Annotated in this window: 14 protein-coding genes and 1 pseudogene; 12 read left to right on the forward strand and 3 right to left on the reverse strand. The window is 60.4% G+C overall.

Annotated features, from left to right (window positions below; all coding sequences use genetic code 11):
* Positions 1-4: 4 nt before the first annotated feature.
* Positions 5-628, forward strand: coding sequence for a hypothetical protein (locus ABLU50_RS20030; RefSeq protein WP_043521359.1), 624 nt, complete (start codon positions 5-7; stop codon positions 626-628).
* A 195-nt stretch (positions 629-823) separates the two neighbouring features.
* Here ABLU50_RS20030 and ABLU50_RS20035 read toward each other — a convergent pair whose 3' ends face one another.
* Positions 824-1,735 carry a LysR family transcriptional regulator gene (locus tag ABLU50_RS20035; RefSeq protein ID WP_004205760.1) on the reverse strand — a complete coding sequence of 304 codons (912 nt, stop codon included), beginning with the start codon at positions 1,733-1,735 and terminating at the stop codon, positions 824-826.
* Between the two features lie 115 nt (positions 1,736-1,850).
* On the opposite strand from ABLU50_RS20035, the gene speB reads away from it, so the two are divergent.
* The 9 genes from speB to ABLU50_RS20080 all read left to right on the forward strand — a co-directional run bounded on the left by speB (position 1,851) and on the right by ABLU50_RS20080 (position 10,411).
* Positions 1,851-2,801, forward strand: coding sequence for an agmatinase (gene speB, locus ABLU50_RS20040; RefSeq protein ID WP_004145693.1), 951 nt, complete (start codon positions 1,851-1,853; stop codon positions 2,799-2,801).
* Positions 2,802-2,811: 10 nt separating this feature from the next.
* Positions 2,812-3,675: a TIM barrel protein gene (locus ABLU50_RS20045; RefSeq protein ID WP_087832476.1), complete on the forward strand. Its 864-nt coding sequence runs from the start codon at positions 2,812-2,814 to the stop codon at positions 3,673-3,675.
* Complete coding sequence (locus ABLU50_RS20050; protein ID WP_023318953.1) at positions 3,672-4,739, forward strand: 2-oxoglutarate and iron-dependent oxygenase domain-containing protein; 1,068 nt, start codon at positions 3,672-3,674, stop codon at positions 4,737-4,739. The genes ABLU50_RS20045 and ABLU50_RS20050 overlap by 4 nt, the downstream gene beginning before the upstream one ends.
* A gap of 19 nt (positions 4,740-4,758) precedes the next feature.
* Positions 4,759-5,562: an ABC transporter substrate-binding protein gene (locus ABLU50_RS20055; RefSeq protein ID WP_023318954.1), complete on the forward strand. Its 804-nt coding sequence runs from the start codon at positions 4,759-4,761 to the stop codon at positions 5,560-5,562.
* 30 nt (positions 5,563-5,592) lie between these two features.
* Positions 5,593-7,113, forward strand: coding sequence for an amino acid ABC transporter permease/ATP-binding protein (locus ABLU50_RS20060; RefSeq protein ID WP_087832477.1), 1,521 nt, complete (start codon positions 5,593-5,595; stop codon positions 7,111-7,113).
* Positions 7,114-7,842: a class II aldolase/adducin family protein gene (locus tag ABLU50_RS20065; protein ID WP_087832478.1), complete on the forward strand. Its 729-nt coding sequence runs from the start codon at positions 7,114-7,116 to the stop codon at positions 7,840-7,842. It abuts the gene before it with no gap.
* A gap of 5 nt (positions 7,843-7,847) precedes the next feature.
* Entirely contained in the window at positions 7,848-8,780 is a 933-nt protein-coding gene (locus tag ABLU50_RS20070; RefSeq protein ID WP_043521346.1) for a glyoxylate/hydroxypyruvate reductase A, read from the forward strand.
* A gap of 60 nt (positions 8,781-8,840) precedes the next feature.
* A complete protein-coding gene (locus tag ABLU50_RS20075) occupies positions 8,841-9,635 on the forward strand; it encodes an SDR family NAD(P)-dependent oxidoreductase (protein ID WP_043521343.1) in 795 nt (264 codons plus the stop codon).
* Positions 9,636-9,790: 155 nt separating this feature from the next.
* A complete protein-coding gene (locus ABLU50_RS20080) occupies positions 9,791-10,411 on the forward strand; it encodes a transporter (protein WP_106479225.1) in 621 nt (206 codons plus the stop codon).
* A gap of 54 nt (positions 10,412-10,465) precedes the next feature.
* Here ABLU50_RS20080 and ABLU50_RS20085 read toward each other — a convergent pair.
* Positions 10,466-11,318: pseudogene (locus tag ABLU50_RS20085) on the reverse strand (transporter substrate-binding domain-containing protein).
* A gap of 459 nt (positions 11,319-11,777) precedes the next feature.
* Between ABLU50_RS20085 and ABLU50_RS20090 the strand changes: the two are divergent.
* Positions 11,778-12,329, forward strand: coding sequence for a fimbrial protein (locus tag ABLU50_RS20090; protein WP_087832479.1), 552 nt, complete (start codon positions 11,778-11,780; stop codon positions 12,327-12,329).
* Between the two features lie 42 nt (positions 12,330-12,371).
* A complete protein-coding gene (locus ABLU50_RS20095) occupies positions 12,372-13,061 on the forward strand; it encodes a molecular chaperone (RefSeq protein ID WP_087832480.1) in 690 nt (229 codons plus the stop codon).
* Here ABLU50_RS20095 and ABLU50_RS20100 read toward each other — a convergent pair.
* Positions 13,058-14,152, reverse strand: a complete 1,095-nt coding sequence (locus ABLU50_RS20100; RefSeq protein ID WP_043521336.1) for a fimbrial protein — start codon at positions 14,150-14,152, stop codon at positions 13,058-13,060. The genes ABLU50_RS20095 and ABLU50_RS20100 overlap by 4 nt on opposite strands.
* Between the last annotated feature and the right edge of the window lie 6 nt (positions 14,153-14,158).

Consider the following 14,158-nt stretch of genomic DNA (forward strand, 5'->3'; position numbering starts at 1 on the left):
GGATATGAATATTCTCTCGGCAGAGTTTTTCAAATACGCGATCGCGATCATCACGTTGATTATTCAGATTGTCGCCGTGCGTTCAGGTTGGGTATTTCCCAAAGATAAGATATTTACCTCGCGCAAAAATATCAGTGAATTCGCCGCCGCGCTGTACAAAAATAGTAACGACCCCGAGCTGCAACGGATCGCATACGAATATGGTATCGCCGCGCTGACCAAAGATAAAAACCTGACCATGGCGCAAAGAAAGATATTATTGAAATGCAAAAATCCGGTCAGCGATATTGATAACTACAGCAAATGCCAGCATCTGATTTCGGTCAACGATGAGAAACGCATATTCAAATGGAAGAAATGGGGTTACCGCTTCTGGTTATACCGTAAGGCTGTCGAAGTCTTCAGTCTGGTGTTCTATTTTATTGGCGGCTTCTTAACAGCCCTGCCTTTCCTGTATGAAGGTCTCGCCAGCCCGGCGGTGATTGACAGAATCAATCATTTATCCCGTCTGCAAAAATTGAGTATGGCGAGTTATCTGTTTGCCTGCGGGATTTGTCTGGCGCTGATCTGCCTGCACAAAGTCTCCACCATCGCGATCGCGGAAAAAACCATTAAAGCGAATCGCTAACGACCGCGCCGCCAGGCGACCTGTCCACACCTGCGGCGCCTAACCCTGTGGATAACCTGGAGGCAGTTGCCTGGCAGCCGCAGCCCGGGCGGGCTACCGGCTGCCGTTCGTTTTTTGAACAGGGAAACCGCCCCCGCCGGGCAGCGCGCTTAGGGCGAAAACCGCCACCACGGCGGAGGGAAGCGCCCGCCCCGCTTAATAATTCCACTTCGGCCGCGCCACCGTGTTCTTCTTCAGCAGATCGCGGAACGCTTTCAGGTAGGGCTCATTGCTGCGCCCGCGCTTACAGATAGCCGAGAACGGCGACTGAAAGCCAAACTCGTTGGGCAGCAGCACCCGCAGGCGGTTCTCTTTGATCCACGGCCAGGCGTAATGCTCCGGCAGATAGCCAATATATTTTCCCGAGAGGATCAGCAGCAGCTGGGCGTCGACGGTCTCAACGGTGGCGCTGCCTTTGCTGAAGCCCCGGCGGCGGAGATCGCTGGTGTTCCAGTAGCTGCGGGTCACCAGCGGGCACTGGCTGATCTGCTCTTTATCGAGCTGGCGGCTGAAGAACATCGGGTGCAGATCGCTGCAGTAGAGCCAGTGCTGCTCGCGGTACAGCGGCTCGCTGATGATGTTATGCACCTGCGAGTTGTAGCTGCCGATGGCCAGGTCGATATGGTTGTTCAGCACCCCGTTCAGTTGCTCCGCCGGGGTGCGAATAATCAGTTTGATATGCACATGGGGAAATTTGTCGCTGAAGCTGCGCAGAACCACCGGCAGCGAGAGCGCCGTTTCGGTCTCGATGGAGTCGAGCGTCGAGATGCACAGGGTGCCGCTGTGCTCCCCTTTAAGCAGGGCCGACTGCCGCTCCAGCTCATTGAGTTCGCTCAGCACGCGGATCGCCTGCTGTAAAAACTGCTGACCTTTTTCCGTTAAGGAAAAGCCGCCGCGCCCGCGCTGACAGAGGGTGAAGCCGAGCTGTCCCTCCAGTTGCGACATCGCATTGCTGATGGCGGAGACCGAAATGCCCAGCTCCTGCTGGGCCCGGCTGTAGCTCTCCAGGCGCGCCACCGCCTCGAAAACCTGCAGCTGGCGAATATTGAGGCTGGCGTCATTATGCATCGTATTTAGTTCACCAATAAATGAACTGAGTATTTACGCCAGACGATGTAAAGTCCAGCGCGGGTTGCGCACTATCTCTCCTGTTACGTTTCATCCGTCAGATTCAGGAGCAGACATGGATAACCTCTTTCACCAACCGCAGGGTGGCAATGAGATGCCACGCTTCGCCGGCCGCGCCACGATGATGCGCCTGCCGTTTATCGAAGATTTACAGGGACTTGATGCGGCGTTTGTCGGCATTCCGCTGGATATCGGCACCTCGCAGCGCTCAGGTACGCGCTACGGACCACGCTATATTCGCGCCGAATCGGTGATGATCCGTCCGTACAATATGGCGACCGGCGCCGCGCCGTTCGACTCGCTGTCGGTGGCCGACATCGGCGATGTGCCGATCAATACCTACAGTTTGCTCAAATCGGTGCAAATTATCGAAGATTACTACACCGGTTTGAATAGTTATCCGCTGATCCCCCTCACCCTCGGCGGGGACCATACCATTACCCTGCCGATCCTGCGGGCGCTGACCAAAAAACATGGGCCGGTGGGGCTCATCCATGTCGACGCCCATACCGACACCAATGATGAGATGTTCGGTGAGAAAATCGCCCACGGCACCACCTTCCGCCGCGCCGTTGAGGAGGGACTGCTCGACCTCAAACGGGTGGTGCAGATTGGCCAGCGCGCCCAGGGCTACGCCGCCGGCGACTTCCAGTGGGGCGTTGACCAGGGCTTTCGCCTGGTGCAGGCGGAGCAGTGCTGGCATACCTCGCTGGCGCCGCTGATGGCCGAAGTCCGCCAGCAGATGGGCGACGGGCCGGTGTATCTCAGCTTTGATATCGACAGCCTCGATCCTATCTGGGCTCCGGGAACCGGGACGCCGGAAGTTGGCGGTCTGACCTCCATTCAGGCGCTGGAGATCGTCCGCGGCTGCCGCGGCCTGAACCTGATCGGCGCCGATCTGGTGGAGGTCTCGCCCCCCTACGACGTGAGCGGTAATACCTCCCAGCTGGCGGCCAACCTGCTGTACGAGATGCTCTGCGTCCTGCCCGGCGTGAAGTACGCCTGAGGAAGCCGCCATGGAGCTGAAATGCTTTCGCACCCTCTGGGGAGTGACGACCCCCTGGCCGCAAACGCTGGATGAACTGCAGCGCGTCGGCTGCTGCGGTATCGAAGCCCGCGTGCCGTTAACGGTGGCCGAACGGCGCCAGCTCGCCGACCGCCTGCAGGCGTCGGGGCTGGAGTATATCGCCATTCTTTTCAGCGGCGGCGGAGTGCTCCCCGCCCAGCATGAAACGCCGGAACAGCATCTGGCGCGCCTGCAGACCCGCTTAGCCGAGGCCAGCAGCCTCAACCCGCGTTTTGTCAACCTGCTGGCGGGCAACGATCGCTGGCCGCTGGCGCAGCAGGTCGATTTTCTCGGCAAGGCGCACGAGCTGGCCGCCGGGTTTGGGTTGACCTGCAGCTTTGAAACCCATCGCGCCACCTCGCTGTACAGCCCGTGGCTCACCCTGGAGATCGTTCAGCAACTTCCCCAGCTGCGCTTTACCGCCGACATCAGCCACTGGGTGGTGGTTAGCGAGCGCCTGCTGGATGACCCCTGCGATGACTTCAGCGCCTTTATCGACCGCGTGCATCACGTGCAGGCCCGGGTGGGCTACGACCAGGGGCCGCAGGTGCCGCACCCGGCGGCGCCGGAGTATCAGCCGGCGCTGGCCTTTGCCGAGCGCTTCTGGGAGCAAATCTGGCATTCACAGCGCCGGCGCGGCTATCAGCAAACTACCCTGACGCCGGAGTTTGGCGCCGACGGCTATCTGCACCACCTGCCGTTCACCAACGTTCCGGTGGCCGATCTCTGGTCGCTCAACGCCTGGATGGCCGCGCGCCAGCAGGCCCACTTTCAGCAGTTTTTAACGCTCACTGAACAGGAACCGCAGCCATGACCGCCGTGAAGCACGCTTTTACTGAACTCCCGACCATCGATATCCGCGATCTGGCCGGCGACGATCTCGCCAGGCGCCAGGCGGTGGCCGACGCCATCGGCCGCGCGGCGCGCGAGGTGGGCTTTTTCTACATCACCGGCCACGGCATCGACCCGGCGCTGATCGCCGGCGTCCGCGCGGCGGCGAAGCAGATCTTCGCCCTGCCGATGGAGGAGAAGATGAACTACTACATCGGCCGCTCCAAAAGCCATAAGGGCTACGTCCCGGAAGGAGAAGAGATCTACGGCGCCGGCAAGCCGGACCATAAAGAGGCGTTCGATATCGGCTTCCAGGCGGCGGACGACCATCCGCTGGTGCTCGCCGGTACACCGCTGATCGGCGCCAACGAGTGGCCCGATCTGCCGGATTTCCGCGCGCGGGTGCTGGCCTACTACGATGCGGTCTTCGCCCTCGGCCACCGCCTGTTCGACGCTTTCGCCCTCGCGCTCGGCCTGCCGGAAGGGTATTTCAAACCGATGGTGACCTGCCCGCCGGCTAAGCTGCGGCTAATCCATTACCCGTTCGACGCCAGCGTCGAAGATGTTCCCGGAATTGGTGCACACACCGACTATGAGTGCTTCACCCTGCTGCTCGCCGACCAGCCCGGGCTTGAAGTCCTCAATGAAGAAAGCGTGTGGATCGACGCGCCTCCCGTCACGAACGCCGCCGGAGAAGAGGCGTTCGTGATCAATATCGGCGACATGCTGGAAGTGCTCAGCGCTGGCACATTTGTTGCTACAGCCCACCGGGTGCGCAAAGTGCCGCAGGAGCGGTACTCCTTCCCGCTGTTTTTCGCCTGCGATTACCACACGCTGATCCGCCCGCTACCGACCTTTCTGGCCGCCGGCGAAGCCAGCGAATATCAGGAGCTGAGCATCGGAGAGCATATGTGGAGCCAGGCGCTGCAAACCTATCGCTATCTGCGCGAGAAGGTCAATCGCGGCGAGCTCCAGCTGCCGGAGCGCGCGCGCGGCACCAATACCTTTGGCCATTTGAAAAAACAGGCACAGCAAAAAAACCCCTAACCCCCCGTGAGGAACCATGATGACTAGCACCCTGAAAAAAATCTCGCGCCGCGTCGCACTTACCCTCGCCGTCAGCGCCTGTTTCTCCTCTGTCACCCAGGCGGCGGAACTGCTGACCGAGGGCGTCTTTAAGGTGGGGATGGAGGTTACCTACCCGCCGTTTGAGTCCTATGACAGCAATAACAACATCGTCGGTCTCGACCCGGAGTTCGCGACGCTGATCGCCGAGCATCTGCAGGCCAAACCGCAGCTGATCGACACCAAGTTCACCAGCCTGATCCTCGGCATCGGCAAGAAATATGACGCGGTGATCTCCGGGATGTACGTGACGCCGGAACGCCAGAAGCAGGCCGACGCCATCCCTTACGCCCTCTCCGGCGCGTCGATCATCGCCCTGAAGGGCGGCGCGGTGCAGCCGAAAACCGAAGATGAGCTGTGCGGCGTGAAGGTCGGTCTGCAGGCAGGCACCACCTGGGTGACCAGCCTGAAAAAACACTCCGATGAGTGGTGCCTGAAAAACGGTAAACCGGCCATCACCATTCAGGAGTTCCCGACGGCGCCGGAAGCCTCCCAGGCGCTGCTGTCGAAGAATATCGACGCCCAGCTCGAGATCGCCCCGGCGGCGCAGATTATCGTCGACAAGAGCCGCGGTCGCCTGGCGATAAGCTCGACGCGCCTGGTCTACCCGCTGCCGCTGGGGATCTACGTCGCCAAAGGCAACACTGAGCTGGCGGAGGCGATTAAGGCCACCCTCGCCACGCTGAAAGCCAACGGCAAATATGCCGCGCTGATCAAAAAATACAACTTAGAAAGCATCGATTAAGACAATAAGCACTGCGCAACAGGAGTCGGTATGGCGTTCGATTGGGGATACTTTTTTTCATTGTTTAGCATTGGGGCATTCTGGCAGGCGTGCGTGACCGTGATCGTGGTCAGCACCTTGTCCTGGGGGATCGGCCTGGTGGTCGGTTTTCTACTAGCCTGCGCGAAGCTCTCGGCGCCGCGCTGGATCAAGATCCCCGTCGAACTCTATATTTGGTTTTTCCGCAGCGTGCCGCTGATGGTGCTGCTGGTGTTTGTCTACAACCTGCCGCAGCTGTTTCCGGTGACCCAGCCGCTGCTCGGGGTGCCGTTTATCGCCGGGCTGGTGTCGATGACCGTCACCGAAGCGGCCTATATGGCGGAGATCCACCGCGGCGGGCTGTTGTCGGTGGCCAAAGGGCAAAGCGAGGCGGGCCATGCGCTGAGCTTCAGCTTTATCGGCATCCAGCGGCTAATTATTATTCCTCAGGCGTTTCGCATCTCGCTGCCGACGCTGATCAATGAATACATCACCATCATTAAGCTGAGCTCGATTCTGTCGGTGGTCTCCTTACCCGAGCTGCTGCTCACCGGCCAGCGCTTGTACGCGCAAAATTTCCTCGTGATGGAGACGCTGCTGGCGGTGGCGGTGTACTACGTCATGGTGGTTACCGTCTTCACCTGGCTGTTCCGGGGGCTGGAGAATAGCCTCGATATTCAGCGCAAGCGTCCGCAAACCCTCAGCGAGGCGGAATGCCAGGCGCTGCGCCAGAGCCTGCCGGCGCTGACGGAGGAGCTCAAAACTCCGGCCGTCAACGGCGCGCCGCCAGCGCTCGATCTGCGGGGCATCCGCAAATCCTGGGGTCAGCATGAGGTGCTGAAAGGCATCGATCTGCAGGTGGAGAACGGGGAGGTGATCAGCATCATCGGCCCGTCCGGCTCCGGCAAAACCACCCTGATCCGCACCATCAACGCCCTCGAAAGCCTTGATGGCGGGGAGATCATTCTCTACGGCGAGGACTATCTGAAAGGCGGAGCCATCGTCGATAAACGCCAGATGCGCGCCGGGGTGCGGCGCATCGGCATGGTCTTCCAGAGCTTCAACCTGTTCCCCCACCGCACGGTGCTCGACAACGTGATGCTGGCCCCGCGCTATCACCAGCTGCTGGATCAGCCGGTCGCCCGCGAGCAGGCCCTGGCGCTGCTCGACCGCGTCGGCCTGCTGGCCCATGCCCACAAATACCCCTGGCAGCTCTCCGGCGGCCAGCAGCAGCGCGTGGCGATCGCCCGGGCGCTGGCGCTGAAGCCGGACATTATGCTGTTTGACGAGCCAACCTCGGCGCTGGATCCGGAGCTGGTAGGCGAAGTGCTGAAGGTCATTCAGTCACTGGCCCGCGAAGGCATGACCATGCTGATTGTCACCCACGAGATGGATTTTGCCCTGTCGATTTCCGACCGCGTGGTGCTGATGGAGAACGGCGTGGTGCAGGCCGACATCGCCCCGCAGGTGATCCGCAGCCCGCTGGAGGCCCCTTCTCTGCAACGAATCCGTGAATTTATGGGAGTACACTAAATGGCAACTGAGCAACACCTGCGCCAGCAGCTGGCGGCCGCCTACCGTCTGGCGGCGCTGTTCGGCTGGGAGGATACCCTCTACACCCACTTCTCCGTGCGCCTGCCCGGCGACGGCGAGCCACGTTTTTTAATTAACCCCTTCGGCATGATGTTTGACGAAGTCACCGCCAGCAACCTGATCGTGGTGGATATGCAGGGCAAAGTCGTTGAGGGCGACTCGCCGGCTAACTCGGCGGGCTTCACCATCCACAGCGCGGTGCATATGGCCCGGGAAGACGCCCACTGCGTGATCCACACCCACACCCTGCCGGGGATGGCGGTGGCCGCCTGCGAGGACGGCCTGCTGCAGCTCAATCAGATTAGCACCGAGTTTTACCAGCGCGTCGGCTACCACCCCTATGAAGGGGTGGCCTTTGACCTTGACGAACGGGCGCGCATTCAGCGCTCGCTGGGGAATAATATCGCCATGATCCTGCAGAGCCATGGCCTGCTGTCGGTGGGCCGCACCGTGGCTGACGCCTTTTACATCATGTACTACCTCAACCGCGCCTGCGAGATCCAGATGGCCGCCGCCCAGCTGGCGGCCCTCAGCCCGATCCACACCATCGCCCCGCATCTCAGCCAGCACGCCTGCGAGCAGCTGATGGGCGTGGAGCATGAACGTCAACAGGTCTGGCAGGCGTGGTTGCGCCGTCTTGACCGTCTCGATACCTCTTACCAAGACTAACGCCTATGTCTGATATCACTATCGTGGTGGATTGTAACGACGCGGATTTCGCCCGCGATATCTGCGCCGCCCTGCAGCAGTTTCCCGACGTCACCGCGCTCCTGCCCCATCACCAGGCGGCGCGCGATGCCCAGTACGCCAGCTGCTGGTTCCCGAACCCGCAGCTGTTGACCCGCTCGCCGGGGCTGAAGCTGATCCAGGCCGCCTCCGCCGGGGTCGATCATCTGCCGCCCGCGCTGTTCGCCAGCGATATCCCGCTGTGCCGGGTGATCGATGAGGACTTTCGTCACGGCATGTTCGAATATGCCCTGTGGAGCGTCCTGTGGTTTCAGCGCCATTTCGACCGGGCTCTGGCCCACCAGCGGACCCAAACCTGGAAGCTCTATCCCCAGCGCGCCGCCGCCGACTTCCATATCGGCATTATGGGCCTCGGCGAAATTGGCGGCTATATCGCCGACCAGCTGGCCCGCCTTGGCTATCGGGTCTCCGGCTGGTCGCGCAGTGAAAAGCAGCTGGCTGGCGTCACCTGCTATCGCGGCGCGGAGGCGCTCGACAGCTTCCTCGGGTCGCTTGACGGACTGATTAACCTCCTGCCGCTAACCGCGCAGACCCGGGGTATTCTCGCCGCGCCGCTGTTCAGCCGGCTTCCCGCCGGAGCGGTATTAATCAACTGCGGGCGCGGAGAGCATATGGTCAATGAGGATGTGCTGGCGGCGCTGGAGAGCGGCCAGCTCGCCGGCGCGGTGCTCGACGTCTTCCCGCAGGAGCCACTGCCGGCTGACGATCCGCTGTGGCGCCATCCGCAGGTGGTGATCACCCCGCATATGGCCTCTGCGGCCCCTGCCGAGGTGATCGCCCGCCAGCTGCTGGAGAACATTCAGCGCCAGCGTCGCGGGCTGCCGCTCAAAAACCTGGTCAATAAGCACGCCGGTTACTGATCCCCACCGATACCGTCGCTGCTACGCTTAATGGGTGATTCACAACCAGAAGGCAGGAACATGAAGATTGATTTATCGGGGAAAGTCGCGCTGGTCACCGCCTCCACGGCGGGTATTGGCTTTGCTATCGCCAAAGGCCTGGCGGAGAGCGGCGCAGAGATCATCATTAACGGGCGCAGCGAGCAGAGCGTGAACGCCGCCATCGCTCGTCTGCAAAATGAGGTGTCGGGCGCGAAGGTGCGACCCGCCATCGCCGACCTCAGCGGCGCCGACGGCGCAGCCCAGCTGCTGCGGGCGGTGACCGGCGTCGATATCCTGGTCAATAACGCCGGGATCTATGGCCCGCAGGATTTCTACGCCACCGACGACGCGACATGGGACAACTACTGGCAGACCAACGTCATGTCCGGCGTACGCCTGTCGCGGGGGCTGCTGCCGGCGATGGTCAGCAAAGGCTGGGGACGGGTGGTGTTTATCTCCTCGGAATCGGCGCGCAATATCCCGGCGGATATGATCCACTATGGCGTCACCAAGACCGCCCAGTTGTCGCTGGCCCGCGGCCTGGCGAAATATGTCGCCGGCAGTGGAGTGACCGTTAACAGCGTTCTGCCGGGGCCGACGATTTCCGACGGCTTTGCCGAAATGCTGAAAGACGAAGTGGCGAGAACCGGCCAGTCGCTGGAGGAACTGGCGAAAGCGTTTGTCATGACCCACCGTCCGAGTTCGGTGATCCAGCGGGCGGCCTCGGTGGAAGAGGTCGCCAATATGGTGGTCTACGTCTGCTCGCCGCAGGCGTCGGCCACCTCCGGCGCCGCGCTGCGCGTCGACGGCGGCGTGGTGGATGATATTCTCTGACGCCTCTCATTCAGGGGAGTCCCCCTCCCCTGTCGCCTTTCCCGGCGCTAAAAAGCGCAAAATGTTAAAAAACAGCCGCAAAGTCGCACAAAGTGAACAGGAACATGCATTCCCAAAACTTATGATATTTGTTTTAACTATAAGTTGTGGTGTTAATGTCTCTGTTACGAAGCTTGCTTTTCTTTCTCGGCGCGGCGGTCGCAGCCGCTCTCGCGGTACTCTGCCTGTGGGTGGATATTCGGGTATTTGGCAACGACATCCCGGAGGTGTCGCTGACTGAAGTGGTGCAGGAGAGCGTGCTGGCCGTCATCGTACTGGTTCACTTCCTGCTGGCGCGCAACTATTCCCACTTACGCTACAGCAATATCCTCATCGGCGGCTTCTTCCTCGCCATGCTGATCCGTGAGCTGGATGGCCTGTTTGATTTACTTTCCCATGGCAGCTGGGTGTGGTTTGCCCTGCTGGCCACCGCGGGGTCGCTGCTGGCGCCGCTGCGACATCTGCGTCAGACCCTGTCGCAGCTGGCGGCTTATACCCGCACGCCCTATTACGGCATGATGATCAGCGGCCTGCTGGCGATTCTGGTCTTCTCGCGGCTGTTCGGCATGCACGGCCTGTGGTACGCCGTACTGAATGAGAACTTCGCCCGGGTGGTGAAAAATACGGTGGAGGAAGGCAGCGAGTCGTTTGGCTATATGCTGTGCCTGACCGCCACCCTCGGCTACGCCTGCTACTTCCGCGGTCTGGCGCGACAGGCGCTGTCGCCGCAGGGCTGACTGCGGCCGATAACCACCGCCGGACGCGCCCGCCGGCGGTGACGCGCCGCCGCGTTAACCGCGAATTTTCCACTTCCGTTTGAGAACCTCTTTGTCCTGGCTATCCAGCCACTGGTTCACTTTCTCCAGCAGCGCCGGATTATCTTTACTCATCATATACACCTTATCGCTGGCGGTGCCGGCGAACGGCGTCTCGTTGGCGACGCAGAACACACCGGGTTCTTTGCTCTGGTAATAGTCGCCTTCGATCAGATCGGTCACCATCATATCGGCCGTTTTCTGCCGCAGCGCCTCCAGATTATCGACGTTGTTCTGTACGCGAATAATCTGCGCCTGCTTAATATGCTCATCGACAAAGCTCTGGTTTGTGCCGCCAGGGTTGACGACCACCTTCACCTCCGGACGGTCAATCTTCTCCAGCGCTCCAAGCCGTGGCGCAGCCTGACAGTTGGCTAAGGCGATTTTACCGTTCGCCACCACCGGGTGGCTGAGGGCGAAGTCCTTCGCCCGCGCCGGCGTCTGCGTCACGCCGCCCATCGCAATATCGTATTTGTCCGCCTGCAGATCGGCGGCGAGCGCGGGCCAGCTGGTGTAGACGAAGCTCACCTTCAGCCCCAGCGTGCGCCCGAGATCGCGGGCCATGTCGACGTCATAGCCCTGCAGCTCGCCGGCGGCATTGCGAAACGCCAGCGGGGCGTAGTCGCCCGGCACGCCGACCTTCAGTTCACCGCTGCGCTCGATGGTTTGCATATCGCGCGCCTGGGCGCCGCAGGTCATTATCGCCAGCGTCAGCGCCAGCCCCACCGTCAGTTTCATCTCGCCATCCTTATTGTTATCGGGTTTGCGCGCCGGGGTGGTCGGCCGCTTCTCAGTCAGCACCCTCCGCCGCGCGTAACAGGGAATTCATCCTATTTTTAAATTCCGGGACATACAACCCGGCGTGGCGGTTGCCGATCGCAAATCTGACAACGAAACAGGGCTATCGCCCGGTGAATGATTTCTCATCCGCCGGGCGTAGCCTTACGCCAGCGATCGTATTTTCCAGCCTGACGTGATGTCGAAATTAGGTTCAAAAACAGCAGCAGGAAAAATCTAACTCATTGTATTAAAATAACAAAACATTTTATCTCGCGATATTACCCCTTCCACTCTGGTCATTGTCCGTCTTATTTACTCCGCTATTTCCCCACGCTAATATCCCGGTAAAGCGATAATAAATAACATGCGCAGATTATTTCCAGACGTAAATAAATTGGTAAGTTAAATAAATTAATTAAAAACATATCCAGTGCAAATAATTCCCCCCTGACGCGGCAGAATTCATGCTCTGGCGATCTGTTTTATCGGCAATACAGAAGGAAAGAAAATGAAATTAATCTCGCTGTGTCTGGCGACATTGGTTGCCGGACTGGTTGCCGGCCCGGTTGGCGCGGCAGACGGCACGCTGAACTTTATCGGTAAGGTTGTGAACGGGGCATGCAAGCTTGAGGGAGCGGGCGACAACGGGGTCATCAACGTCAGCATGGGCGACATACCGCTGTCGCGGCTGAAAAACAGTCAGTCTGGCACCGGGCCGGCGATAGGTGTCGATATTCGCGTCAAAGATTGCGAGAAAGGCACCTACTATATTGTGGTGGATGGCCCCACCCCCATCGGCATGCCTGAACATCGCGTACTGGCCCTCGACGGCCGCGGCAAGCCGGCCGGCAACGTAGGAATTCTGCTCACCGACCGTACAGGCACTCCGCTCAGCCTCGATGAACGCATCGATCCGCAACACGATCCCCGCATTGAGATCCCGGTGGACGGCGGCTCCGGCACCTTCAGGCTGAAAGCCTTCTACTACACCTGGGATAAAGCCCACATGGATCCTGGCGACGGCAACGCGACGGCCCGGTTTACCATTATGCAGGAATAGCTTTCCGGTCAGGGATGAAACGTCGACGTAAAGGAAGCGATCATGAAAACTCAGGTGGCTGTTTTGCTCAGCGCATTGGCCTTTCAGGCCTGCGCCGGGATAACCATTAATGCCTCACGGGTGATCTATTCAGGAAAAGACAAAGTCGCCAGCCTGAATATCAATAACCGCAGCAGCACCCCCTATAAAGTGCAGATCTGGCTGGACGCCGGGCTCAATGCCTCGCGCGTCGGCCTGCCGATGGTGGCGACGCCGCCGCTGGTCTATTTATCACCGCAGCAATTCGCCCAACTGCGCTTTATCTATCTCGGCAGCGGGCTGCCCGACGATCGGGAAAGCCTGTTCTGGGTCAATATCCAGGAGACGCCGCCGACCGCCGGCGGCAATCATACGCTGCAATTTGTCGTCCGCACCCGTCTGAAGCTGTTTTATCGTCCACCCACCATCGCCACCACCCTCGTCAAAGAGGTGCAAAAGCTGCAGTGGCAGCAGAGCGGCAATAACCTGCGCTTGACGAACTCAGGCCCACTGCATATCACCCTGGTCAACGGGGCGCTGATCGATAATAAAGGCCACCTCTCGCCGATGAGAAACGTGATGCTCCGGCCCTACAGCAGCCACACCGTAATGACCACCGACAACGCTCGCCTGTACCAGTTGAACTATATCGACGACTACGGCGCGGTAGTGCCGATCCCGCTGCAGGGCAGTCTGCCCACGGGGCCAGGCTAGTTATACTCCAGGGCGAAGGTCACCATGCTGTTGGCCGTGCCCGCCGCCACGGTGGCGTCGGTTTGCACATACTGCGCGTTAAAATTGATAGCCTCGGCGGTCCCGGCGCTGGCGCCGGTTACCCTTTTCAGGATCGGCAGATTGCTGGCCTCATTGATCTTAACGCTGGTGCCGTCGGGCACCGCCGCGCCGGGGTTATTGCCGTAGGTCAGCTTCACGCCGACGCCGCTGGCGCTGTTGCTGACCTGGCTCAGCGCCAGGGTATCGCTCTCCACGCTCACGCCGAAAAAGCCGATGCGCACGTCGGTCGGCGTCGGACAGAACACCGGGATCGAAAAGCGCTTCGCCTGGCCGCCGGTGCTCCCTTTACCGTGAAACTCCGCCCGGTTTACCGTGCCCAGAGAGACCTGGATCGACGACGTCGTCACCTGACAGCTACCGCTGCTGCCGATGTCCACGTTCAGGGCAGCCATATCGATACTGACCGGCGCGCTGGCGACATAGCTGGCGCTGCCGCTGGCCTGCTGCTCAATGGTCATCTCCCCCACCTGTGGCAGCGACGGCGAGTTGGTATGCGTCCCGTCCGCCAGCTGCACCGTCCCGGTTTTATAGAAGGTCACCGCGATCCTGACCGTGGTTTGCTGCTGCGTCATCAGCGCCGGGAGCATCGCGCTGTCGCACACCACCACCGACTCGCCGCCCGCGGAGTGGCTGCCGTCGATAGCGCGCATCGGGCCGCCGGCGCACTGAAAGCTGAGCGAATATCCGATGCCGTCGATGGCGCTGGGGTAGACGTGCTGTCCATTAATCACCACCGGCGCGCCGCCGGTTTTCAGCTGCTTATAGACGATGCGTTTGGCGCTCGCCGTCGGCAGCTGCAGGTCGCAGGAAAAGGGGATCCCGCTGCCGTTATCCGCCATCGCGCTGGTCATCTGGGTATTGACCGGCAGCGTGGGTAAATACTTGATATTGGGAATATTGACCGTGGTCTGGCCGATATTCGCGCGGCAGGTTTCCGCCCGCACGCCGGGAAGATAACCGCTCAGCGTCAGCAGAAAGAGGAAAGGAAGTAGACGAAAAACAGATTTCATAGCCGC

The organism is Klebsiella sp. GG_Kp173 (genome assembly GCF_040062415.1).
In the GTDB taxonomy this organism is placed as follows: domain Bacteria; phylum Pseudomonadota; class Gammaproteobacteria; order Enterobacterales; family Enterobacteriaceae; genus Klebsiella; species Klebsiella quasipneumoniae.